Source organism: Leclercia adecarboxylata, assembly GCF_006171285.1.
GTDB classification, from domain to species: Bacteria; Pseudomonadota; Gammaproteobacteria; order Enterobacterales; family Enterobacteriaceae; genus Enterobacter; species Enterobacter barmai.
Window position 1 is genome coordinate 304684 of sequence record NZ_CP040888.1, and the last position, 22934, is coordinate 327617.

Annotated in this window: 25 protein-coding genes and 3 pseudogenes; 7 read left to right on the forward strand and 21 right to left on the reverse strand. The window is 49.2% G+C overall.

Annotated features, from left to right (window positions below):
* Positions 1–55 precede the first annotated feature (55 nt).
* A complete protein-coding gene (locus tag FHN83_RS01625; RefSeq protein ID WP_002119794.1) occupies positions 56–1033 on the reverse strand; it encodes a sensor domain-containing diguanylate cyclase in 978 nt (325 codons plus the stop codon).
* Positions 1034–1215: 182 nt separating this feature from the next.
* Here FHN83_RS01625 and FHN83_RS01630 point away from each other — a divergent pair, with 182 nt between their 5' ends.
* Positions 1216–2247, forward strand: coding sequence for an IS630-like element ISAhy2 family transposase (locus FHN83_RS01630; protein WP_001809438.1), 1032 nt, complete (start codon positions 1216–1218; stop codon positions 2245–2247).
* Positions 2248–2258: 11 nt separating this feature from the next.
* Here the strand turns inward: FHN83_RS01630 and FHN83_RS01635 are convergent, their stop codons facing one another.
* The 10 genes and pseudogenes from FHN83_RS01635 to FHN83_RS01680 form a co-directional block, all read right to left on the reverse strand.
* The gene (locus FHN83_RS01635; protein WP_163138160.1) at positions 2259–2924 is read right to left on the reverse strand and encodes an ATP-binding protein; all 666 of its coding nucleotides are present in this window, start codon (positions 2922–2924) and stop codon (positions 2259–2261) included.
* Between the two features lie 386 nt (positions 2925–3310).
* Positions 3311–3580, reverse strand: a pseudogene (locus FHN83_RS01640) (IS481 family transposase); the annotation flags it as partial.
* Between the two features lie 15 nt (positions 3581–3595).
* A complete protein-coding gene (locus FHN83_RS01645) occupies positions 3596–4168 on the reverse strand; it encodes a peptide-methionine (S)-S-oxide reductase (protein ID WP_094762227.1) in 573 nt (190 codons plus the stop codon).
* Complete coding sequence (msrA, locus tag FHN83_RS01650; protein WP_011711652.1) at positions 4165–4665, reverse strand: peptide-methionine (S)-S-oxide reductase MsrA; 501 nt, start codon at positions 4663–4665, stop codon at positions 4165–4167. The genes FHN83_RS01645 and msrA overlap by 4 nt, the downstream gene beginning before the upstream one ends.
* 2 nt (positions 4666–4667) lie before the next feature.
* Complete coding sequence (gene msrB, locus FHN83_RS01655) at positions 4668–5114, reverse strand: peptide-methionine (R)-S-oxide reductase MsrB (RefSeq protein ID WP_011711653.1); 447 nt, start codon at positions 5112–5114, stop codon at positions 4668–4670.
* A gap of 236 nt (positions 5115–5350) precedes the next feature.
* A complete protein-coding gene (locus FHN83_RS01660; RefSeq protein WP_011711654.1) occupies positions 5351–5866 on the reverse strand; it encodes a YkgB family protein in 516 nt (171 codons plus the stop codon).
* Positions 5867–6003: 137 nt separating this feature from the next.
* On the reverse strand, positions 6004–6558 hold the full coding sequence (locus tag FHN83_RS01665; RefSeq protein WP_011711655.1) for a carboxymuconolactone decarboxylase family protein: 555 nt from the start codon (positions 6556–6558) through the stop codon (positions 6004–6006).
* A 58-nt stretch (positions 6559–6616) separates the two neighbouring features.
* On the reverse strand, positions 6617–6778 hold the full coding sequence (locus tag FHN83_RS28465) for a peptide-methionine (S)-S-oxide reductase (protein ID WP_223290059.1): 162 nt from the start codon (positions 6776–6778) through the stop codon (positions 6617–6619).
* 162 nt (positions 6779–6940) lie between these two features.
* Entirely contained in the window at positions 6941–8077 is a 1137-nt protein-coding gene (locus FHN83_RS01675; protein WP_021141311.1) for an ISAs1-like element ISAs12 family transposase, read from the reverse strand.
* 311 nt (positions 8078–8388) lie between these two features.
* Positions 8389–9420: an IS630-like element ISAhy2 family transposase gene (locus FHN83_RS01680; RefSeq protein ID WP_094935932.1), complete on the reverse strand. Its 1032-nt coding sequence runs from the start codon at positions 9418–9420 to the stop codon at positions 8389–8391.
* Between the two features lie 170 nt (positions 9421–9590).
* On the opposite strand from FHN83_RS01680, the pseudogene FHN83_RS01685 reads away from it, so the two are divergent.
* The 3 genes and pseudogenes from FHN83_RS01685 to FHN83_RS01695 all read left to right on the forward strand — a co-directional run.
* Positions 9591–11240 (forward strand): annotated as a pseudogene (locus FHN83_RS01685) (Tn3-like element ISPa38 family transposase); the annotation flags it as partial.
* Between the two features lie 78 nt (positions 11241–11318).
* Complete coding sequence (locus FHN83_RS01690; protein WP_000427623.1) at positions 11319–12323, forward strand: IS110-like element IS4321 family transposase; 1005 nt, start codon at positions 11319–11321, stop codon at positions 12321–12323.
* 285 nt (positions 12324–12608) lie between these two features.
* The gene (locus tag FHN83_RS01695; RefSeq protein WP_223259313.1) at positions 12609–12980 is read left to right on the forward strand and encodes a 3'-5' exonuclease; all 372 of its coding nucleotides are present in this window, start codon (positions 12609–12611) and stop codon (positions 12978–12980) included.
* 2 nt (positions 12981–12982) lie between these two features.
* Here the strand turns inward: FHN83_RS01695 and FHN83_RS01700 are convergent, their stop codons facing one another.
* Complete coding sequence (locus tag FHN83_RS01700) at positions 12983–13237, reverse strand: hypothetical protein (protein WP_000880375.1); 255 nt, start codon at positions 13235–13237, stop codon at positions 12983–12985.
* 140 nt (positions 13238–13377) lie between these two features.
* A pseudogene (locus FHN83_RS01705) lies at positions 13378–13598 on the reverse strand (type I restriction-modification system subunit M N-terminal domain-containing protein); the annotation flags it as partial.
* Positions 13599–14223: 625 nt separating this feature from the next.
* Between FHN83_RS01705 and FHN83_RS01710 the strand changes: the two are divergent.
* Positions 14224–14565, forward strand: a complete 342-nt coding sequence (locus FHN83_RS01710; RefSeq protein ID WP_001151572.1) for a hypothetical protein — start codon at positions 14224–14226, stop codon at positions 14563–14565.
* A 91-nt stretch (positions 14566–14656) separates the two neighbouring features.
* Positions 14657–14848, forward strand: coding sequence for a DUF7706 family protein (locus FHN83_RS01715; protein ID WP_000398479.1), 192 nt, complete (start codon positions 14657–14659; stop codon positions 14846–14848).
* Positions 14849–15088: 240 nt separating this feature from the next.
* On the opposite strand, the gene FHN83_RS01720 is transcribed toward FHN83_RS01715, so the two are convergent.
* From FHN83_RS01720 to FHN83_RS01760, 8 genes are all read right to left on the reverse strand, one after another.
* Positions 15089–15544, reverse strand: coding sequence for a hypothetical protein (locus tag FHN83_RS01720; RefSeq protein ID WP_000374058.1), 456 nt, complete (start codon positions 15542–15544; stop codon positions 15089–15091).
* 90 nt (positions 15545–15634) lie between these two features.
* Complete coding sequence (locus FHN83_RS01725; RefSeq protein ID WP_001053340.1) at positions 15635–16876, reverse strand: vWA domain-containing protein; 1242 nt, start codon at positions 16874–16876, stop codon at positions 15635–15637.
* Between the two features lie 428 nt (positions 16877–17304).
* Positions 17305–17880, reverse strand: a complete 576-nt coding sequence (locus FHN83_RS01735; protein ID WP_000301247.1) for a TerD family protein — start codon at positions 17878–17880, stop codon at positions 17305–17307.
* 68 nt (positions 17881–17948) lie between these two features.
* Entirely contained in the window at positions 17949–18527 is a 579-nt protein-coding gene (terD, locus tag FHN83_RS01740; protein WP_000116680.1) for a tellurium resistance membrane protein TerD, read from the reverse strand.
* A gap of 48 nt (positions 18528–18575) precedes the next feature.
* The gene (terC, locus tag FHN83_RS01745) at positions 18576–19616 is read right to left on the reverse strand and encodes a tellurium resistance membrane protein TerC (RefSeq protein ID WP_000255079.1); all 1041 of its coding nucleotides are present in this window, start codon (positions 19614–19616) and stop codon (positions 18576–18578) included.
* A gap of 22 nt (positions 19617–19638) precedes the next feature.
* Positions 19639–20094 (reverse strand): tellurite resistance TerB family protein, encoded by a 456-nt coding sequence (locus tag FHN83_RS01750; RefSeq protein WP_000007449.1) that lies wholly within the window; start codon positions 20092–20094, stop codon positions 19639–19641.
* Positions 20095–20116: 22 nt separating this feature from the next.
* Positions 20117–21274 (reverse strand): TerD family protein, encoded by a 1158-nt coding sequence (locus FHN83_RS01755; RefSeq protein ID WP_001054786.1) that lies wholly within the window; start codon positions 21272–21274, stop codon positions 20117–20119.
* A complete protein-coding gene (locus FHN83_RS01760) occupies positions 21274–21855 on the reverse strand; it encodes a tellurium resistance-associated protein TerZ (RefSeq protein ID WP_000254137.1) in 582 nt (193 codons plus the stop codon). The genes FHN83_RS01755 and FHN83_RS01760 overlap by 1 nt, the downstream gene beginning before the upstream one ends.
* A 320-nt stretch (positions 21856–22175) precedes the next feature.
* Here FHN83_RS01760 and FHN83_RS01765 point away from each other — a divergent pair.
* Positions 22176–22934, forward strand: a 759-nt coding sequence (locus tag FHN83_RS01765; RefSeq protein WP_139563072.1) for an ATP-grasp domain-containing protein, incomplete at its 3' end; no start/stop codon positions are given.

Sequence of the window (22934 nt, forward strand, 5' to 3'; positions counted from 1 at the left end):
AGCAAGACCTCAGTTTTTATGAGGTCTTGAGATCAGCGCAGCATGAACAGATCTCTTACAGTGTGGCGAACACACTGGTTTGATTGCGGCCTTGGGTTTTAGCTTTGTATAACATCTGATCGGCGACTTCGAGCAACTGCTTTTTGTCGTCAAATAAATCAGCGCTGGCCAAACCTATGCTGACCGTTAATTGTCGTAATAACCACTCATGGTTAGCCACTACCAGCCTTAACTTTTCCAGTGTTTTATTTGCGGACGCTGTGTCTGTGCCTGGCAGGATCAGCACAAACTCTTCACCACCATAACGGGCGAAAAAGTCATAGTTCCTGCTATGGCGCTGAAACAGAGCCGCGACTTGACTCAGTGCCTCATCTCCTGCGGCATGACCATAGCTGTCGTTAAAACTCTTAAAGTGATCAATATCAATCAATGCCAGTACAAAAGATTGTCCTGTTCTTTGCCAGCGAGCAAATTCAGCTTCAAACTTGAGGTCAAAAGCTCTTCTGTTGTTCACCCCTGTCAGCGCATCCGTCATGCTGGTATTATGTAATTGTTCGCCGACTTTTTTCAGCTCCAGTATGGCGATCACTTGTCTGGACAGAGCCTGCAAAGAGCTTATCTGCCGCTGGTTCAGCTGCTTAGGAACATGATCATAGACACAAATAGTACCAATCACTGCACCTTCGGGATCAATCAGCGGCGAGCCAGCATAAAATCGGTAGCCAGGTCCTGAAATCACCATAGCATTGGTACTGAATCTGTGATCTAAAGTAGCGTCAGGGACCACCATTACCGCATCAGGTGTTTCCATTGCATACACGCAAAAGGACTCTTTAATTAATACAGAGGTACGCGAAATACCAACTTTTGCAATTAGATTCAGCTTTGTGTCATCGGTTCGCGTCACCATAGCCACTGGTGCATCACAGATATAACACGCCAGTTCAGTGATATCCCGCAGGTTCTGATCTGCTTCAGCAGGTGCTTTTAGTGTGGTTTCTGCACTAGCTGTTTGAGCTAAACTAAAGGTCATGTACTTCTCCGTTTTTCTACTGCATTTTTCAAAGATCCTGCATAGAAAAATGAATTAAATCGTTGATTTAACTCTAAATAGCTGTTCCGAATAGTAGATCACCGGAGGAAGGGAACTCAGTCCAGTTTGTGCGATCTGATTAGTCGCTAAACAAAACAAGCCACACCCAAAGGACTGAGTTGATGCCTATCCTACCACCTCTGCCACGACCACAACGGCGCCGCATTCACAAAATCATCCATGCCACCCGTGATAAAGGACATGCTCGTCGCTTGATGGCCATCTTGCTGTTACATGAAGGACGCACGATCACCGATGTTCATCACCTTACCGGCGCTGCGCGCTCGACCATCGGTCGTTGGCTTCGGTGGTATCGAGATGAAGGCATAGATGCGCTAGAAGCCTTACCGGCTGGCCGTGCCCCAGTCTTACCTATCGCCAAGATTGTCACCTTACTGGTGCTGCTCATGCAGTTTTCTCCGCAAGATTTTGGTTATCAGCGCAGCCGTTGGTGTACTGAACTATTGGCTATAAAAATCAATCGGTTAACAGGGCTCAATGTGGCAGCCTCCACGCTCCGCCGATGGTTACCTCGTATGGGCATTGTCTGGCGCAGGCCCGTGCCGACCTTGCGGATAAAAGACCCAGCCTATCAGGAAAAAATGGCGAATATCGACGCCGCGCTGGCCCGCTGTGATGCCGATAATCCGGTGTTTTATGAGGATGAAGTCGATATAGACCTCAATCCCAAATTAGGAGCCGACTGGATGTTCAGAGCGCAGCAAAAGCGGGTTGTCACACCGGGGCAGAATGCCAAGCATTATCTGGCAGGCGTTCTCCACGCAGGCAACGGAAGGGTACTTTACGTCAGCGGGATCAAGAAAAACTCATCGCTGTTTATTGCCATGCTGGAAAAGCTGCGCCACCACTACCGACGAGCCAAAACCATCACGTTGATCCTCGATAACTACATCATTCACAAAAGCAAACAGACCGAGCGATGGTTGAAGAAGAATCCCAAGTTCTGCCTGGTGTTCCAGCCAGTTTACAGCCCTTGGGTTAATCACATAGAACGGCTATGGCACAAGTTACATGAAACCATCACGCGCAATCATCAATGCAGAGGGATGGCAAACCTGCTGGCCCGAGTGAAACACTTCATGGATACCGTGTCTCCTTTCCCGGGGAATGGCTATGGCACAGCGAAGGTGTAGCACTATTGGGATCAGTTATTTAGCTGACTGTCAATAAAGCAATCTGCAACCATGTCTTTTAACCCTTCCATCAATTTTGTTTTTTTGTGCATGACGGACGTTAAGCGTTCAATGTGCCTCATTGATTTCCCTGGACGGCACAGAGAGAATTTATCAGCAATATCCTTGAGTCCTGACTGTCGAGCTTTAATCGGGGATAGGTGCGACAAGTTGTGCTGGATAATTGCGCAGTAATCCTTGATGGTTTTGATCTGCCGGGACACTTCTGTTATCTGAGCGATGTCTTCCGAGAGCCAGCAATCAATATTTTCCGCATTATTCAGCTTCATTTTGCTCTGTTCTGTAAATAAAGTGGAATCGGCGTCCCCTTTGACAAACCTGTAATGCAACGTGTTGTTATGTCTGTAAAGCACGACACAGGAGATCTGATCTTGTCGTTGATATTCAAAAATGACAAAACTACGTGCTTTAGAAAGATAGAAATCCAGAAAGGTTTTAGGCTTTTCTCTGACCATATACTGAGGGTCAATCCCATAAAAAACAGGAACCAGAACAAGAGATGAGGTTTTTCCTGCTCCGTTTGTCCCTGAGATGTTGCTATGACCCGTCAAGGATATTTCCGTCAATGAAGGAAACGCGCTCTGGTTGGTGATGATCCGCAGTAGTGCACTTTTCATAAAAATCGCCTGCAAAATATACATTAAATCAATATATATCAGATCAGTGCATATTGGTAGTGTCAAGGTTAAATAATAGGCAATTTTGTACTAGGTAGCGTTTTAATTTGATTATGGACTTTATGCTATACCGATAAATACACAGGAAATTTTTTTCACAAAAGTGTATGAATGTTGATAGAAGCAACAAGCTACCATCGAAGGGCGTTTCCAAAGATATTGGTATAACAGAGCATCGAACAGACTCAGTTGGAAAGGATCTCGCGTAGAAGCTCTATCATCTTCACGGATAACTCGCGTTTCCAACGATAAATTAGTTTGGGATTATGTAGGGTAACGTTGTTGTATCGTTATGTGATTTTACTCACTTAGCGCGGTGTACAGAACTACTGGATCAGATCAGTTTCAACTGACGTTCTGCCGTTGCACATTTTGCCCTGATGAGTTCGTTCATTGTTGTAAGACAGCCACTCATCCTGATCATTTTGCCGCGTCTCCAGCGTTTGATTAACTTGTTGCGAAAAGCCACCTGATAAAACTCGTTCAGGATCGCCTTATCAAACTGCTCGCAGATCCCATTCGTTTGCGGTGACATCGTTTTAGTTTTCGTGTGATCGATGCCACTACTAGAGTTGGTAATCATGACGCTCGAACTTGCAGAGTAGCACAGCCTATATCGATGTTAACTCTACACCTGACTCTGTCAATTTATGCGTATCAACATAGTGGCTGAAACGTGCTAATAAGAAGGTGAGTTTTGGATGAATGTACCTTTGACAAAATGGTCTGTTGGGTGCTGTATAAAAGTAGTCGATAAGCTCAGTTTTATTCGCTTTAAAATCCTTAAAAAAATAAACCTGAGTAATGACTGGCTGCTCAAAATCAGCTCTACAGGCATCTAATATGTTTACAGCCTGGTTATACTGAACCTCATCATAAGCGTATATCGCTGAACGATATTTACCACGCATTGAGTGGTTTGATGTGCTCGCGTGAGTATGTAAATGGGTTTCGATCAAGGTTGATAAAGAAATAACAGTCGGATCAAAAACCACTTCAATGGCTTCGCTGAACTGAGCGTTGTCACCAATTGAGGCGATCCAACCTTGATTGACAGTAGCAATGCCAATAAGTGATGAAAATACGCCTTCGGTGCACCAGTGACAACCACCGCCTAAGCCGATTGTATTAAGGGTGGTTGTCGTATGCAAATTGCAAGTCTGTGTGGGCTGCTGCAAACTCATTGAGATGAGGGCAACTTCCAGTCTGGTCTGGGGAAGTGGCAGGTATAGCCATTTGGTCGGAGTTCCAAATAGTCCTGATGCATAGCCTCCGCTTCCCAAAAATCACTTGCAGGTTCGACTTCAGTCACTACTTTTCCAGGCCATAATCCCGAAGCATCCACGTCAGCAATGGTTTTTACTGCCTCAGCATGCTGTGCCTCAGAGGTATAATAAATGGCTGAGCGATAAGATGTGCCCTTGTCATTACCTTGTCTATTTACTGTACTAGGGTCATGAATCTGAAAGAAAAACTCTAAAATTTGTCGATAGCTGGTGATTTCATTATCGAACATTATTTCAATGCCTTCAGCATGGTTACCATGATTGCGGTAGGTAGCATTAGCCACTTCACCACCGGTATAACCTACTCGGGTTGAAGTGATACCGGGACGTTTGCGGATAAGATCCTGCATGCCCCAAAAGCAGCCACCGGCTAATACTGCGCGTTCAATTGCCATAATTAAATGTCCTCTACTTGGTCTAAATACTCTGCGTAACCTTTACTTGCCATTTCTTCCCTAGGAATAAAACGTAATGACGCTGAGTTAATACAATAACGTAGGCCACCCTGGTCTTTGGGACCGTCTGAAAATACATGGCCTAAGTGACTGTCGCCATGAGTTGAGCGCACTTCTGTGCGGGTCATGCCGTGCGACCTATCAGTGATTTCAATTACGTTGACAGAGTCTATCGCTTTGGTAAAGCTCGGCCAACCACACCCTGATTCATACTTGGCAGAAGACGCAAATAAAGGCTCACCTGACACGATATCCACGTAAATGCCGGGCTTGGTGTTCTTTAGCAATTCACCAGTCCCTGGACGCTCTGTACCATTTTCTTGCGTCACCCGATACTGCTCCTTAGTCAGAGCAGAAATCGCATTCATAGATTTTTGATAGGTATTCATAAATGTCCTCTTATAGAGTAGAGCCATGTGCCTTTCAGATTATAAGAGACCTTCTGTTTACAGAATTTATTTCACTTAGGCCGTTAACCCGAAAAAATGATCTGATCCAGTAGTTCTGTACACCGCGCTAAGTGAGTAAAATCACATAACGAGGTGCCTATGACAGCTAAAAAGAACTGCAAGACCTATACCGCAGAATTTAAGGCCCTCTAACTTATAGTTGTTTCGGATGCGGCTTATTTGTTTTTGTGCTCCAGTGCTGTAAGTGATGTGCCTACGATAAATATAGACACGACAAACAAGCCTAAATCTTTTAGCAAAAACTGGCCAGGAACCACAGAGATCGCAGGAAACCCAAGAGATGCCTCAAAAACACCGGGTGTAGTCAGCATGAACGACAATGTCGTAAAAAAGAGTCCGGTTGAAAGTACACCGCCCAAGATTGCGAGCTTAGGGGAGAAAACTCGTGCAGCGATTAACAGGCCAACTGAAATTTCAAGCACACCCAGAAAATTTGAGAATCCTTGAATGCTGAGGAAACTATACATCCATGAAAGCAGAGGGCTATTACTAACAAAACCATGTATACCGTTTGCTTCGTAGCTAGTGAATTTCATACCACCAAACCACAAATATATTATCGTCATGGCAACGTAGATGCCACCTATACCAAACTTAGTGACTTTTGCACCGAGATTATTACTAAGGATATTGGTAGTCTGGACACCATTTTCAATTTCGGGAATAGTCATCTTATATCTCCAATTATTTTTAGCCATGTGGACTCACTCTATGTAGCCCACTAAAATGATATGACTCTTGAGAAAAACTATATGTTTACTCGAGTCGAACCTAACTTAGGTAATTGCTGTAGTTGAGCACCAATGGATTAGACATCAATGCCTAGTGGTTGAACGGCCGGGAAGTCGACCTCGGTCTGTGTCACTTCGTTAACGTAGTTAGTGAAAGTGTTCAGGGCAACAGCCAACAGAATATCCACTACATGTGCATCACTGTAGCCAGCGTTCAGCACCGCTTGGACCTGGTCATTGCTGACTTGCCCGCGCTGGCGGACTACGGCGGCAGCAAAACGCACGGCTGCGTCGGCCTTAGGGTCATTTGATGCACCGCTGCGGTTGGCAGTGAGTTCAGCATCATCAAGCTTGGCCACCTTACGGCCTAGGAAGGAATGGCCAGCAAGGCAATAATCGCAGCCGTTGATCTCAGCGACGGCTAGGGCAATACGCTCAAGAGTCGCTGTACCCAAGCCGCCCTGTGCTGATGCTGCGCTCAATTGCAGGTAGCCAGTCAGCGCAGCAGGGCTGTTGGCAACGACGCGGAACATGTTAGGAACGCGGCCCAGTTGTTTTTCCACAGCCTTGAGTGAGGTATGGGTAGCAGTAGGCGCGGCGTCGATTGTGGTAGGGGTGTTCAAACGTGACATAAATTTCTCCTAGTGATTTGAAAGACAGCACGCTGTATTGGCGTGGAATAAATTGTATTTAAGAAGGTTCTGCTTGATAATCCGTTGCTATCAGACAGCTCATCTTCACGTCTTGCGCAGTCGCCATTTCAGTGCCACTACACACCTTCGTTGACGTCACGCCGTCCTGATTTCTAAGGAGGTCTTCGAGACTCCAAAAACACCCTCCGGCAACGATCACATTATTTATTTTTCATAAAGCCTCCTTGGTTTTTATCTATTTACTAATGGAACTGAATTTACAGCATGTAAAATAGATATAACATGCTCAATAGTTCGTATAATGTGACTTATTAGACAGTTTACGTAGGGGCTATGTCAGGGTGAGAGCGTGAACATTTTGTTAAATTTCACCCAGTTTTTTGAGACCCGCATTGAGTACCGTTTCCAGATATTCACTGCTCATTCCTGCGATTTTTTGCTTCCGTCTTACGCTCGCCTTGCGTGAAGTCTCGGCCCTGAGCATGTTCAGCCCCATGTGCCGGATGCACGCCAAAATCTCTGCGGCATCACCGCGATAAATCGGGCAATCATCCTCGCCCATCGTGACGTCCAGCACCCAGTGCAGGCTATTTTCGATGGCCCAGTGCCCACGCACCGCTCGCGCAAACTCATCCTGCACCAACGCTTTGGAACTGATGAAATAACGCTGCTCTATGGTAATTTTTTGCATATTTTCAACGCGATAGGAGATGGCCACGCCAATGCTGTGCAACTGTTTCCAATGAGGAAACTGGGCGGCCAACTCGCCCGCCGCCATGACATGGTACTCACGACCATCGATGCGGCCATGAGCCTTCTCAAGCGTCATCGTCTCTGCGCATAACGGGGTGGCCGCCAGCGGGGCGAGGGCCTGTCGAACCGCCTCGAACAACTTGGGTTGGTTGCCTTTGACGGCCAATAAGTAATCGCCACCTTGCTGAAGGATGGTCTCGGCGATCTCGGTCTGGCACCCCATCGCATCGATGGATACCAGGCAGCCTTTGATGTCGAGCAGCGCCAGCAACTCGGGAATAGCGGTAATTTCATTGGACTTGGCGTCGGTTTTTATCTGTCCGAGCACCAGCTTATTGGCGGCGGCATAGGCACTGACCATGTGAATGGTCGACGTTCGATCCTCACGGTCATAGGAACTGCGCAGGGTTTTGCCATCGATAGCGACCAGGGCGCCATCGGTGTGCTGGTTAATGGCTTGAGTCCACCGCACAAAGGCGGCCTGAAACGGCTCTGGTTTGATGCCGGAGATGATCCTGGCAATGGTGTCATGGACAGGAATGCCGTTTTTAAACAGTCCCTTGGATTGAAACCAGGGAAGATGAACCTCGCCGAAATCCTCAATATCTTCCCAGCCCTCAGCCCCGCCGATCACGGCACAGACGGTGAGAAACAGGACATCGTAGAAGGGATAATAAATCTTGGCATGCTGGCGAGGGTCGTGAATATTGTCGAAGAACTGAGCGAAAACGGCATCAATAGACATGAGAGCACTCCTGAAAAGGAGCATGAGATCACAGCCGGATCACCAGGTCAAATTTCAGGGTGAGGATGTGAGCAAATTGTTAACTATGGAAATCATGGAAATTATCATTTTTTGGATTTCATGCGCATTTTTTGAGCTGAAATGACGTGCAGTGACGATTAAAAAGTGTGAAGGCGATCCTGACTATAAAGTTAACTGCATATCACAGGCCTATAAGTATTTGTTTTGTAGGCAAAAAACTATTTTTAATTTTTAACAAAATGTTCACGATCTCGCCCTGGATCTATGCTAAATAACTGATCCCAATAGTGCTACACCTTCGCTGTGCCATAGCCATTCCCCGGGAAAGGAGACACGGTATCCATGAAGTGTTTCACTCGGGCCAGCAGGTTTGCCATCCCTCTGCATTGATGATTGCGCGTGATGGTTTCATGTAACTTGTGCCATAGCCGTTCTATGTGATTAACCCAAGGGCTGTAAACTGGCTGGAACACCAGGCAGAACTTGGGATTCTTCTTCAACCATCGCTCGGTCTGTTTGCTTTTGTGAATGATGTAGTTATCGAGGATCAACGTGATGGTTTTGGCTCGTCGGTAGTGGTGGCGCAGCTTTTCCAGCATGGCAATAAACAGCGATGAGTTTTTCTTGATCCCGCTGACGTAAAGCACCCTTCCGTTGCCTGCGTGGAGAACGCCTGCCAGATAATGCTTGGCATTCTGCCCCGGTGTGACAACCCGCTTTTGCTGCGCTCTGAACATCCAGTCGGCTCCTAATTTGGGATTGAGGTCTATATCGACTTCATCCTCATAAAACACCGGATTATCGGCATCACAGCGGGCCAGCGCGGCGTCGATATTCGCCATTTTTTCCTGATAGGCTGGGTCTTTTATCCGCAAGGTCGGCACGGGCCTGCGCCAGACAATGCCCATACGAGGTAACCATCGGCGGAGCGTGGAGGCTGCCACATTGAGCCCTGTTAACCGATTGATTTTTATTGCCAATAGTTCAGTACACCAACGGCTGCGCTGATAACCAAAATCTTGCGGAGAAAACTGCATGAGCAGCACCAGTAAGGTGACAATCTTGGCGATAGGTAAGACTGGGGCACGGCCAGCCGGTAAGGCTTCTAGCGCATCTATGCCTTCATCTCGATACCACCGAAGCCAACAACCGATGGTCGAGCGCGCAGCGCCGGTAAGGTGATGAACATCGGTGATCGTGCGTCCTTCATGTAACAGCAAGATGGCCATCAAGCGACGAGCATGTCCTTTATCACGGGTGGCATGGATGATTTTGTGAATGCGGCGCCGTTGTGGTCGTGGCAGAGGTGGTAGGATAGGCATCAACTCAGTCCTTTGGGTGTGGCTTGTTTTGTTTAGCGACTAATCAGATCGCACAAACTGGACTGAGTTCCCTTCCTCCGGTGATCTACTATTCGGAACAGCTATTTAGTCAAAGAGCTGTCACGAGAACACCGTTAGCTTAGCGTACGATTTTTTCCGAATTCTGCGGTTCCCCCTGGCAGAAGCTGGTGATGACCGACACCGGCATCGACCGGCGCTACTACGAACTGTGCGCGCTGTCGGAGCTGAAGAACGCGCTGCGCTCCGGCGACATCTGGGTGCAAGGCTCGCGCCAGTTCAAGGACTTCGAGGACTACCTGGTGCCGCCCGCGAAATTCGCCAGCCTCAAGCAGGCCAGCGAATTGCCGCTGGCCGTGGCCACCGATTGCGACCAGTACCTGCATGACCGGCTGACGCTGCTGGAAACGCAGCTCGCCACCGTCAACCGCATGGCGCTGGCCAACGAGCTGCCGGACGCCATCATCACGGAGTCGGGCCTGAAGATCACGCCGCTCGATGCGGCGGTGCCCGATACCGCACAGGCCCTGATCGACCAGACGGCGATGATCCTACCGCACGTCAAGATCACCGAATTGCTGCTGGAGGTAGACGAATGGACGGGCTTCACCCGGCACTTCGCCCACCTGAAGTCAGGCGACCTGGCCAAGGACAAAAACCTGTTGCTGACCACGATCCTCGCCGACGCGATCAACCTGGGCCTGACCAAGATGGCGGAATCGTGCCCCGGCACGACCTACGCCAAGCTGGCCTGGCTGCAAGCCTGGCACATCCGCGACGAAACCTACGGGGCGGCACTGGCCGAGCTGGTCAACGCGCAGTTCCGACATCCCTTCGCCGAGCATTGGGGCGACGGCACCACGTCATCGTCGGACGGCCAGAACTTCCGCACCGGCAGCAAGGCCGAGAGCACCGGCCACATCAATCCGAAATACGGCAGCAGCCCAGGGCGGACGTTCTACACCCATATCTCCGACCAGTACGCGCCGTTCCACACCAAGGTCGTGAACGTCGGCGTGCGCGACTCGACCTACGTGCTCGACGGCCTGCTGTATCACGAATCCGACCTGCGGATCGAGGAGCACTACACCGACACGGCAGGGTTCACGGACCACGTCTTCGCGTTGATGCACCTGCTGGGCTTCCGCTTCGCCCCGCGCATTCGTGACCTGGGCGACACCAAGCTCTACATCCCGAAGGGCGATGCCACCTACGAGGCGTTGAAACCGATGATCGGCGGCACGCTCAACATCAAGCACGTCCGCGCCCATTGGGATGAAATCCTGCGGATGGCCACCTCGATCAAGCAGGGCACGGCGACGGCCTCGCTGATGCTCAGGAAGCTTGGCAGCTACCCGCGCCAGAACGGCCTGGCCGTCGCCCTGCGTGAGCTGGGACGCATCGAGCGCACACTGTTCATCCTGGACTGGCTGCAAAGCGTCGAGCTGCGCCGCCGCGTGCATGCCGGGCTGAACAAAGGCGAGGCGCGCAACGCGCTGGCCCGCGCCGTGTTCTTCAACCGCCTGGGGGAAATCCGCGACCGCAGCTTCGAGCAGCAGCGCTACCGGGCCAGCGGCCTCAACCTGGTGACGGCGGCCATCGTGCTATGGAACACGGTCTATCTGGAGCGGGCCGCGAACGCCTTGCGTGGCCACGGTCAAGCCGTCGATGACGGCCTGTTGCAGTACCTGTCGCCGCTCGGCTGGGAGCACATCAACCTGACCGGCGATTACCTCTGGCGCAGCAGCGCCAAGATCGGCGCGGGCAAGTTCAGGCCGCTACGGCCGCTGCAACCGGCTTAGCGTGCTTTATTTAATGAGATGGTCACTCCCTCCTTCCCGGTACTATGCTGAGGACAGGCTTTCATTCGGAGAACTATCATGGAAAACATTGCGCTCATTGGTATCGATCTGGGTAAAAACTCTTTCCATATTCATTGCCAGGATCGTCGCGGGAAGGCTGTTTACCGTAAAAAATTTACCCGGCCAAAGTTGATCGAATTTTTGGCGACATGCCCCGCTACAACCATCGCAATGGAAGCCTGTGGCGGTTCTCACTTTATGGCACGCAAGTTGGAAGAGTTGGGGCATTCCCCAAAGCTGATATCACCACAATTTGTCCGCCCGTTCGTTAAAAGCAATAAAAACGACTTTGTCGACGCCGAAGCTATTTGTGAAGCTGCATCGCGTCCGTCTATGCGTTTTGTGCAGCCCAGAACGGAATCTCAGCAGGCAATGCGGGCTCTGCATCGTGTCCGTGAATCCCTGGTTCAGGATAAGGTAAAAACAACCAATCAAATGCATGCTTTTCTGCTGGAATTTGGCATTAGCGTTCCCCGAGGAGCTGCCGTTATTAGCCGACTGAGTACCATTCTTGAGGATAATAGTTTGCCTCTTTACCTCAGCCAGTTATTGCTGAAATTACAACAGCATTATCACTATCTTGTTGAGCAGATTAAAGATTTGGAATCCCAGTTGAAACGAAAGTTGGACGAAGATGAGGTTGGACAGCGCTTGCTGAGCATTCCCTGCGTCGGAACACTGACAGCGAGTACTATTTCAACTGAGATTGGCGACGGGAAGCAGTACGCCAGCAGCCGTGACTTTGCGGCGGCAACAGGGCTTGTACCTCGGCAGTACAGCACGGGAGGTAGGACGACATTGCTGGGAATTAGTAAGCGAGGTAATAAAAAGATCCGAACTTTGTTGGTTCAATGTGCCAGGGTATTCATACAAAAACTGGAACACCAGTCTGGCAAATTGGCCGATTGGGTCAGGGATTTACTGTGCCGGAAAAGCAACTTTGTCGTCACTTGTGCTCTGGCAAACAAGCTGGCCAGAATAGCCTGGGCCCTAACGGCACGACAGCAAACTTATGTAGCATAACGGCAGAAATACACCGGTTTAAAGAATTACTGATCTGGTTTTGCGAATACTGATATTGATGATACTAACGGCCCACCGGCCTGTTGAGGAACCTGTAAAACGGAAAGGCTCATTGAAGCCGTATATTTTCTGGAGGTTCATCAGGCGCGGAACTCATCAAGGCGCGGGAATAAAATCCCATTCAGACGCCGGATAGATTCAAGCAAGCCAACTTGTCGTCAAAATCGGTGTTGCAAAAACGGGAGTGACCATAGATTCCGTTTTCTGAGACGACCCCTGATCGGGCTGAATGAGCAGGAATTTCCTGGCGGCAAACCCGATGATGTTTACAGCGTTCGCACATCGATGAACACCCCTCCGGCCGAAGAGGAAATCGAGGAGGAACGTCGGCTGTTTTATGTCGGTATCACTCGCACAAAACAGCAGCTAAATCTGGTGGTCCCTCTTGATGAAGGGCTTGCGCGGTGGCTCAAAAACCGCTGGGATAGCACCCCGAAGAAGTCACCGATAGCTACTCGCTTCGTCTATGAGGCTGGCTGGACTGCTTGTGCGGTTACCAGTGATGCGATCTATAACAGCACGGTAGAGAAACAGAAGGCTGACTTCAGCAAGTTTCACCAATGGTATCTAAGAGATCTTCAGCGGCTAAAAGTCTAGGGCTACCGATACTTTTCGATTTCAGACAGGTGCTCGTTATCCAGATCAATTGTGGCTTTTCTTTCAGAAGCGAGCTTCTTCGCTCGCTTTGCATACTGAAGCCCCTTGGCTGGCTGCTCTCCGCGTAGGATCTGTTCAGCCTGCTTGCTCGTGCTGTGCCCCAGAAAGCGTTCGTACTGCTCGTCAGATACCTCAGTGCCGATCAGTCGTTCGATCCAGCCGCTTTTCGGCGGGTAACTTACGCCCAGCGCAAGCAACTGCCTTTTCTGTACCCACTATTTCCGGCGCGGCCGGCTTCAATCAAGGCTTTGGTTAGAACTACAGCCATTTGGGGACTCTCATACACAAACCTGAACCATGCGGGTCTGATTGGCGGTCAAGATAGCAGCGCATCGAAATCAACACTGAACTCTGCTTCTAAGAACTCAATCGTGGCTGGTTGGCTATCGAGCGATGCTTCCCGTGTAGACTCCAGTGCGCACTCCAATCGACGCAGCAGAGTAAACGGCAAAATGATCTTGCCGAAGTCGGTATGCTTGAAATCCCCCCCCACAGGTCTTCCGCGTTCTTCCAAATGAAATCAGCTTGCGAAGCAGCCGAACCTACGAACTCTGCCATCTTGGCCTCCAACCAACTTTTGCACGAAACGGCACATCTTCCAAAAGAGGGTTGTCAACCAAGTTTTGCACAAAACGGACTTTGATCCATTTCTAACTAAAATCTACAATCCAACCTCAGATTGCAAATAGCCTATGTTTATTACAGATGGTATGGTTCGTGTTTTTGTTTATTCGATGGCAACTGTACTCTTTCTGCCGCTTGGCTTGTTGAAAAGCACGTGGTGGTTTTCACCATTGTTTGCGATAGCTGCTATTGATTACTTAATGTTTCTGCGTCGACAAGGCTAGTTGCTGAACCTCATACCTCAGAGCAATCTGTATGTTTTTTACACCACTGGTTAAAAGGTCAGGCTACGTTCCTGACGTTTTTTAAAAAACAGTTTTATGTTTGATGCGTTACTGGTCTGTCTGGTAACCCAGTGGTACATTACCATTATTAAGGCTGGCTGGCGGTGGTGCATCATGCTTAAACGACCCTCTCTGAGCGTACTTTCCGACAGTCCTGTGCACCGCACCACTTACCCGGCAGGCCTATGTCTTGGTTATTCTTCGTTGTACCTTTTTCTTCAGCTTTATCCCTGACATGTCTGTCTGAACAGTTCTAAGCAAACCGGAATGTTGTCATGGCCAAAGTACAAGGGCTCTTTGTTGGATACCGAAAATTCGCTGTTGATCGCGACTGGCTTCGTCAGCAGGAAGAACAACGTTATCGGGATCGCCAGCGACAATTTGATGAATGGTCCAGGAAATGGGTCACTGTAACCAGGCTCAAAGAGACTCGTTTATGGACTGACGGAGCCATCAGGCGATGGTTGGGTGAACCTCAGCAGCAGGGTAAATATAAAGTTTTCCCCGTTGAAGCGGTTTTGGCTGCTGAGAAGTTGAATGAGTTTCGGCTCTGGCTTAAACCCCGACTGGAAAAGAAACGTGCCCAGCACCACCACTTTTTAATTCCATTTCTGTAAAGTAGAAACAACGGCAGTTCCGGCCGCATTCAAGGCTTCGGCATCTGGTCAGAAATAAAGCGCCATTTTTCAGTATAAGGGAGGTTAGATAGTGGAAGGTATTGAGACACTGAGTTTGCAGCTTGATGAGAATGAAACTATGGCCCTTGCTCAATTAGTTAAACGTCTGAGCTGGAGCGATCTTCGTGGCTGTGCTGTGAGTGACGAAGAAGCCTGGGTAATGAAAAGCGCAATTGAAAAATTACAACAGGCGTTAAGGGAAGAAGGTTATGCGCCTCGATGAGGCTGGCTTCGTTCTTTATTCCGATAACAAATTTGCTTAAGGACTAACTATGAGCCAGCACTGGTATGAGGTGAAAAGCAATCAGGGAATTGTTCAGGTGATTGTTGGGAGAAGATATTAATGTAATGCGTTTCTGCATTACATCAAGCAGATTAGCTTTTTCTGGTCAAAATAGACGATGTGATTTTTCTTTAGCCGAAGTCCATCCGCTCCCCACGCAACCGGTAAAGGTTCGCAGGTTTAATAAAGATAGGTTTCGTATCTCCCTAAGGGTGGGATAGGTAAACTCATAATGGCATCTGTGTTTACTATGTAAGTATTCGGGTAAAATTCATCTAATACAGTAAAGTTTAGTTTCTTACAAAAGCTTAATAAATATGGGTTTTTCACGTCTTCTATTACAACATCGCACCAGGGATTCGATTCACAGCAAAGCTTCAGAAAAGACTTAAACCATCCCTTGTTTTGTATTTCTTCCGGAAGCCGTACCACATGTATGGTCAGACAATCTCCATGATAACGATTAGTACTTTGTCTAAGCCCTACAACAATCCCCTTTTCTTGAATCTGTACACCTGCCTGATGCTCTTTCATGTCGGGCGTATAGTGCCTTGCTCTGTTTAACCAGGCCACCAGCTGCTGAGCCGTACTTGGTGATTCTTCAGCTATCCATTTCAGGTACTTGATGCGGTCCATATGCGCCTCCCTGTACGATTTCCAATGAACAAAGGCTCTACAGTATTAAGCTGCTGTAGAGCTCATTCAACCAAGCTCAAACTGTGCGTATTAAAGGATGCCTAACCTTTTTGTTTCATCGATCCACGGTCTGAATTCTTCCAGTAGATTATCATATAACTTTTCATCGCTAATCGAACCGAAATCATCCATGGCAAAGAAGTGGGTGTTATCAACCCGGCGGTCAGTAAAGTCATCCAGATTTTTGAGGATACCGTAGCTTGAACCACCCAGGCCGACAAACTTCCAGAAGATGGGGTAGTTGGCAGAACGCCGGATTGCATCTTTAATCGCCCGGGTCTTGCTGATCCCGCCATCGGTAATAAATACAACATACACCGGGATTTTCGAGTCCTTAAAGTAGTCGACTATTTCTTCCATCACAGGAGGCTCGTTGTTTGTCCCTCCGAGGCCCGGCAGGTTCTCCCAGGCTGAACGCTTTCCAGCCCCGCGAATGGACTGAATATATGTGTCCAGGTTGTCCAGTGTGACGTTTGGATACTTCTTATGCTTCTCTCCAAATCCCCAGACATCCATTTCACCGTCGTCGTCGAACTGGGCGGCAAGAACGGCGATGCGGTCCAACACAGACTGAACGTTACCCTTACTGAACTGGCCACTCATTGAGCCGGATGCGTCAAGTACAAATGCAACCGCTGCCTCAAGGGTGTCCAGTTTATTTTTAGTAAGACTGACCGAGGCTTTTTTAGCGAGGCTTACAAGGCGCGGAGATCTGGTTTCCAGTTTCTTTTCCAGACTGATACGAGCAGGCTTTGCTGGCTGCGGAGCTGGCTGTGCGACATCAACGCCATAGCTAATGGCCAGAGGCTCAAGACCACCGTTGAAACCCTGCCCGAGCGCACGAAGCTTCCAGGCGCCATTGTGCCGATATACTTCACCCAGGATAATTGCTTTCTCACTGCGGCCCTGAGTCTCAGCCTGGAACTCAGCGATTCCTTGAGCCTGCATGCTCAACGAACTGAGCCCACTGATGGTATCTTCACCATCAATGACAACTGTGATTGCAATTTTACTGATGTTCGCAGGAACACGATCCAGTGCTATCTCAATGCTGGACTGCTGAGAACCGGTAACGAGCTTTACTGCCCCTTCAGGAGAAGACAGATTATTGTAAAAGATAAAGTCAGAATCGCCGCTGACCTTTCCCTGAGCATTAAGCAGGAACAGGCAGGTATCGGGTTCGCCTTTAAAGCCGGATTTGGTAGGGTACTGAAGATTCAGCCTGATCGCAGATTGCTGAAGTGGTATGTTTTGTCCGGATTGTAGATTCACATTAACTCTCCTGATTTTTGATTATTTTAAAGCGCAGCGTTTATATAGGTTCCCCTGGCTTAGTTCAGGACGCTGGATTTCTGGTGAGGCGTATATATGGTGTGACACCATATTTCATCACGTTGAAGTTTCTATACCTGTTGAATTGGAATTTCCATTGGTCGGGTATTTTATCTTCCAGAACCCGTGCCTTCATAAGTCGCAAACGTAACATATATCAGAGGGGCATGCTGTTGATATAAGGCACGGAATACAGGCTTTAACCAGCAACCAGAGAAAAATCCGTTTCCTGCCTTTAAAAGGCTCACGTCAGAATTAACATCTCTCTGCTTTCTGAGATTCCCGAACCCTTTCTGCCCCCCCCCTCCTGATAGCGGATCGCAACCAAAAAAAACCCCGGCATTGCCGGGGTATGATTCAGCGTTATTTTAGATGTTAACGCCGTGCTGGGAGGCAAGAGCCGCCAGGCCACCGGCAAAGCCCTGACCGACAGCTTTAAACTTCCACTCAGCGCCATGACGATACAGTTCACCGAAGACCATAGCGGTTTCGGTTGAGGCATCTTCAGACAGATCGAAACGGGCAATTTCCGTGCCGTTGTCGTTGTTGTAAACGCGCATGAAGCTGTTGCTCACCATGCCGAAGTTTTGTTTACGCGCTTCTGCATCATAGATGGTAACGGCAAACACCAGTTTTTTGATATCTGCTGAGACTTTGGTCAGATCGATTTTGACCTGCTCATCGTCGCCGTCGCCTTCACCGGTACGGTTGTCGCCCTGGTGCTCTACCGCGCCATCAGGGCTGGTTTTGTTATTGAAGAAAATGAAATGCGCATCTGACAACACTTTACCGTCTTCGCCTACTGCGAACACGGAAGCGTCCAGGTCAAAACCCTGACCATCGGTTACACGGGCATCCCAGCCTAGGCCAACCATAGCAACATTCATGGTTGGTGCTTCTTTGGTCAGAGATACATTGCCGCCTTTTACGAGAGAAACTGCCATTTTTAGCTCCTGCAAACAGTTGAATGAGGGCTGCATTAACAGCCCCGGGTAGAAAAGTTACTTTTTGATCAGGACGCGTTAATGCCGTACTGAGCACATACAGATGCCAGACCACCAGCATAACCCTGACCTACTGCGCGGAATTTCCACTCACCATTGTGGCGATACAGCTCGCCGAACAGCATGGCAGTCTCAGTGGACGCATCTTCGGTCAGATCGTAGCGAGCAACTTCAGTCTGGTTATCGTCATTAACCAGACGAATAAACGCACCGGATACCTGACCAAAGCTCTGGCGACGAGCCTGAGCATCGTGGATGGTCACAACGAAGATGATCTTGTCAACTTCAGACGGGACGGCGTCCAGTTTAATTTTCAGCGATTCATCATCACCATCGCCCTCACCGGTGCGGTTATCGCCGGTGTGCGTTACGGAACCGTCGGATGACGTCAGGTTGTTATAGAAGATGAAATCTGAATCGCCGCGCACTTTGCCGTTTGAGGCCAGCAGGAATGCTGAAGCATCCAGGTCAAAGTCCTGACCGTCTGTTGAACGCGCATCCCAGCCAAGGCCCACCAGGACGTTTTTCATTGACGGAGCTGCTTTACTTAGGGAGACGTTCCCGCCTTTGGAAAGAGAAACACTCATAAAATAACCTCTTCGATTAGTAATTGTTCAGGTTAACACTTAAGGGGATTAACTCCCCTTTTCCTCAGATTCAGGTTTGCCCGGGAACATGACGCTTGCGAGAATGCCCAGCGCCAGTACACCCAGTACAACATACAGGCTGGTTGTTGCCGCGATGCTGTAACCATGATGCCAGATGTGATCGGTCGCATTCAGGCCGAGTTTTGCCGCGATGAAGAACAGCAGCACGATAACGGCCTTCTCCAGATGAACCAGGTACTGTTTCAGTGCCTCAAGGACAAAGTACAGAGTACGCAGGCCCAGGATAGCAAACATCATGGCACTATAGACGATAAGCGGTTCACGACTGACGGCAATGATTGCCGGTACCGAGTCAAACGCGAACATTACGTCCGAGAGTTCAACCACAGCCACACACAGGAACAGCGGGGTCGCATACAGCGCCGCTTTTTTACCACGGCCAATGGTGACATCGCTGTTTTCTGGTTTCGCCAGTTCAGCATCCACTTCCTTCTGGTTAAGCAGGAAGGCATGCCCTCTGAGCTTCGGCCAGATAGGGAAGAAGCGTTTAACCATGCGGTAAGCCAGATGCTGGGAGTAATCCTCAATTTCATCATCGTCATCACCGCTTTTAAGCATCATGACCGCTGTCCAGGCAACGATAATAGCGAAGACAACTTCAACATACGGCCCCAGACTCAGCAGGCTCGTACCGATGGCGACAAAGATGCCCCTGAAGACAATGGCACCAATGATCCCCCAGTAGAGAACACGGTGGCGATAACGATCCGGAACGGCGAACCAGGAGAAGATGGCCATCATGACGAACAGGTTATCGACCGACAGCACTTTCTCCAGCGCATAACCCGTGACAAACAGACTGGCAACCTCAGCACCGTGGTGGATATAGAGGAAACCGGCAAATGCCATCGCAACCACAACCCAGAATACGGACCAGAGCGCCGCACTCTTCAGCGAAATAGGCTTGTCATCACGGTGCATAAACAGGTCAATAAAGATGGCACCGACTGAAAGCGCAATAAAAACAATGACCGTTTCAGTCGGGAAGCCGATGTGTGTGGAAACCATATTTTACCCTTAGGGATGTGGATCAGAGGCCAAATTCAGCCGGGTCGAAGCCCAACGCGATAGCGATCTCGCGGGAGGCCAGTTTCTCGTCCTGATCGAAGTTACCGTCACTTTTCGCAACGGCAATACCAACACGTAAGGCCAGCTGAGCGGCCTCAGGCTGATCTTTCAGCGCCAGGATGTATTTCATGGTTTCGCCCTTGCCGATTTCAACATCGAAATCGAAGCTTGAAACCAGTTTATTGAAGAACTCAATCACCTCATTGGTATCGAAGACCTTCAGCTCTTCTGAAGAGCGCAGAAAGCCCATCATTTTCTGCTTTTCTTCCGAACTTACGCCGTCACTCGATACGGCAATACGGGCACATACAGCAACGGTGCCCTGCATGAATTTTTTGTTTTTGAAACGGCCAACCTGGCGGGTCAGTTCGTCACGGCCTGAGTTAATGGCACCTTTAACTTTGTCGAAAAAGCTCATACCTGTTTCCTTTGTTGCTGTGTTATTTAGAACCGGCGCTCCAGCGAAATCCCCAGCCAAATGCCCGGTCCATTTCGTCCTGGCCTTTGAAGTACTGGTTAATTCGCTCGACTTTAATTGCGCCGTTTTCGTTTACGAGTCTGGCAATGGCGCACAATGTGCGACGGTTTTCACCTTCGGTCAGGCGGGTCTCAATGGGCGGTTGATCCGGCACATGAATGGTGACCACACCATCAGTCTTGTCCCAGCTGGGAACACCTTCATAAATAAAGGCGTAAATCAGCACTTCGCGGATATGCTTCCATTCACGTCCATTGATATGCAGCCACTCGCCGTCTGATACATCACCCGTCCGGTCATCGCCCTTGAGCTGAACATACGGTTCATCGCGATAATCACCGAATGCATTACCGAGCGCCTGAATGACCGATTTATACCCGTCCTGAAGCTCAACAAAGGCCCCCAGATCCAGGTCGATTCCTTTGGAGCCGAACATGCCTGCAAAGCCTGATTTGCCGCTGCCCCGGTGCCAGTTCAGGTTGATCCGGATTTCACCGAAGTTATCCCGTTTGGTCAGGCTGATTGCAGGCTTCTCTTTTGTCAGCGATACCTTGCTCAGGCTGATTTTTGTCTCAACTGGCGGAGGGGTTACAACCGGAGGAGTCGGGGCTGCGGGAGCCGGTTCGTCGGCAATATTTACGCCGAAATGCTCTGCCAGCGGTTTAAGTCCACCGTTGAACCCCTGCGCAACGAAGCGGAATTTCCAGTCATTATTACGACGGTAAAATTCACCCAGAATTAAGGCTGCTTCCTGACGGCCGCTCAGTTCGACACTGCCGCTAACCAGGCCGGTAGCCCCTTGCTCCACGTCGATGGAAAGATTACGAAGACCGGACACCGTCTGCCCACCGTCACAGGTCACGGTGAACGCAATTTTCTGGACATCAGGTTTCAGCCGGTTGAGCGCGACAGTAAAGGTTGAGTACTGGCCTTCACTGACCAGGCTGACGGTACCATCATCGTTACGTGGCTGACCATAAAACACCATGTCCGCATCACCCTGCACCTTCCCGTCGGCATACAGGCGAAACGCCGAAGCATCCACCTGGCCGCCCGAGGTGATCCGGACCCGCAACTCCTGGGCTGGAACGGGGGCATTGCCCCCCGGCGTCAGGTTCATTAGCGAATAACCGCTGAAACGATATCGGAGTGCATATCGTCAATTGTGCGGCCGCGACAGGCATGGCCAAGGGCGGTAAAGTCCCAGTTGCCGTTATTACGGCGCAGCGAAGAAATAACGATCCCGGTATGTGAGCCCTGCTCAGTCAGCTTGTAGCGAGCCAGCTCTTTGCCGGTTTGATCGACAACGCGGCAGAACGCGTTTTCGACGTCATTGAACGACTGACCACGGAAGCTGTTTACCGTAAACGCCAGGTATTCAACGTTTGCAGGCAGTCGGGAGAGGTTGACATTAATCACCTCATCGTCACCGTCACCTTCACCGGTCAGGTTATCGCCACTGTGCACAACAGCGCCGCAGGTGGATTCCAGTTTGCGGAACCAGATGGTGTCAATTGTTTTACCGGTGCTGTCCATTAATACGCAGCCAGCATCGAGATCGATTGAGTCGTTGCCTCCAAACAATCCTCCAAGAAGACCTTTTTTCTTAACCGGATCCCAACCGAGACCGAAATGAAGCTGGCTTAATGCAGATGATTCTTTGCTGAGTGATACCGTCTGGTTCTTAACTAATGAAACCATGTTTTATTCCTTAAAATGGTAATGACCGAGACAATCAAAGGTATATTTAGTAACTGACGAAGAAAATCATATCATGATGAAGTTCTCTGACAAGGGAAATTTTGGTAGTTTTCTGTAAAAACACAAAAAGAAATCCTTTTCAGGGTGTTAATTTTCTAAGTTTAATTTAAATATCAATGTGTTATCAGGAATCCAAAAAACCTGACGCACTCCATAACCACAGGAGTTATAAATCATATTATGATTGACATGTAGCTTAGACACTCATAGACTCACTTCTCAATCATAAATTTGCATGGCGTTCCGGATAATTAAAAAAAATGAACAAGAAAATTTGGTTTATGGAAGGTTTATCCTCCCAGCGAGATATTATTCAGGGGGTAAAATCATTTGCAAAAAAAAATAATTTTGCCATTACCGTTTTTGCCTCCCACCGTAACGAAAGAAATGAAATCCTTTCCGTTGCCGACTATTCTTTGACTGAACCTGAAGATCCTCAAAAACGTCTTCAGTTTATCCAGGAAACCATTCAGTCCTACGGCATCCACCATATTCATACTGGCCGTAACAGCCAGTGGTTTGAAGAACACCGTTCAGCCATTGAATCGACCGGTGCCACCCTTACTACCGGTGCAACGGGCGTCGACTGGTTAACTCTGGCTGACGAAAAAGTTACTTTTGCTCAGTTTATGGAGCAAAAGGGTCTCCCGGTCGTACCATCCTGGCGGGTGAATACGCTGGCAGAATTAAAAACACACCTCGCGGCCCCGCCGTTCACTGACAGCCCGGTATGCGTGAAGCCGGTGACGGGTATCTATGGCATGGGATTCTGGCGCTTTGATGACAGTGCTTCGCCTATGGCCGTCTTTAATCATCCCGAACATCGTCTGGTCAGTCCGCAACAGTATATTGCAGCAGCATCAGCTGCTGAGTCGTTTAAACCCCTTGTTTTGATGCCGTACCTGCCAGGCCCGGAATTTTCCGTCGATATCCTCGCGGATAAGGGCGAAATACTCGCAGCCGTGGGACGCCGTAAGGAAGGGGTTATCCAGTATCTGGTAAACGAAGGAAGCGCCGGG

Excerpts from the sequence above, each read along its gene's own strand:
- FHN83_RS01625 (WP_002119794.1), bottom strand. The coding sequence starts at position 1,033 with ATGACCTTTAGTTTAGCTCAAACAGCTAGTGCAGAAACCACACTAAAA.
- FHN83_RS01630 (WP_001809438.1), top strand. The coding sequence starts at position 1,216 with ATGCCTATCCTACCACCTCTGCCACGACCACAACGGCGCCGCATTCAC.
- FHN83_RS01635 (WP_163138160.1), bottom strand. The coding sequence starts at position 2,924 with ATGAAAAGTGCACTACTGCGGATCATCACCAACCAGAGCGCGTTTCCT.
- FHN83_RS01645 (WP_094762227.1), bottom strand. The coding sequence starts at position 4,168 with ATGAGTTTGCAGCAGCCCACACAGACTTGCAATTTGCATACGACAACC.
- msrA (WP_011711652.1), bottom strand. The coding sequence starts at position 4,665 with ATGGCAATTGAACGCGCAGTATTAGCCGGTGGCTGCTTTTGGGGCATG.
- msrB (WP_011711653.1), bottom strand. The coding sequence starts at position 5,114 with ATGAATACCTATCAAAAATCTATGAATGCGATTTCTGCTCTGACTAAG.
- FHN83_RS01660 (WP_011711654.1), bottom strand. The coding sequence starts at position 5,866 with ATGACTATTCCCGAAATTGAAAATGGTGTCCAGACTACCAATATCCTT.
- FHN83_RS01665 (WP_011711655.1), bottom strand. The coding sequence starts at position 6,558 with ATGTCACGTTTGAACACCCCTACCACAATCGACGCCGCGCCTACTGCT.
- FHN83_RS01675 (WP_021141311.1), bottom strand. The coding sequence starts at position 8,077 with ATGTCTATTGATGCCGTTTTCGCTCAGTTCTTCGACAATATTCACGAC.
- FHN83_RS01680 (WP_094935932.1), bottom strand. The coding sequence starts at position 9,420 with ATGCCTATCCTACCACCTCTGCCACGACCACAACGGCGCCGCATTCAC.
- FHN83_RS01690 (WP_000427623.1), top strand. The coding sequence starts at position 11,319 with ATGGAAAACATTGCGCTCATTGGTATCGATCTGGGTAAAAACTCTTTC.
- FHN83_RS01710 (WP_001151572.1), top strand. The coding sequence starts at position 14,224 with ATGGCCAAAGTACAAGGGCTCTTTGTTGGATACCGAAAATTCGCTGTT.
- FHN83_RS01720 (WP_000374058.1), bottom strand. The coding sequence starts at position 15,544 with ATGGACCGCATCAAGTACCTGAAATGGATAGCTGAAGAATCACCAAGT.
- FHN83_RS01735 (WP_000301247.1), bottom strand. The coding sequence starts at position 17,880 with ATGGCAGTTTCTCTCGTAAAAGGCGGCAATGTATCTCTGACCAAAGAA.
- terD (WP_000116680.1), bottom strand. The coding sequence starts at position 18,527 with ATGAGTGTTTCTCTTTCCAAAGGCGGGAACGTCTCCCTAAGTAAAGCA.
- terC (WP_000255079.1), bottom strand. The coding sequence starts at position 19,616 with ATGGTTTCCACACACATCGGCTTCCCGACTGAAACGGTCATTGTTTTT.
- FHN83_RS01750 (WP_000007449.1), bottom strand. The coding sequence starts at position 20,094 with ATGAGCTTTTTCGACAAAGTTAAAGGTGCCATTAACTCAGGCCGTGAC.
- FHN83_RS01755 (WP_001054786.1), bottom strand. The coding sequence starts at position 21,274 with ATGAACCTGACGCCGGGGGGCAATGCCCCCGTTCCAGCCCAGGAGTTG.
- FHN83_RS01760 (WP_000254137.1), bottom strand. The coding sequence starts at position 21,855 with ATGGTTTCATTAGTTAAGAACCAGACGGTATCACTCAGCAAAGAATCA.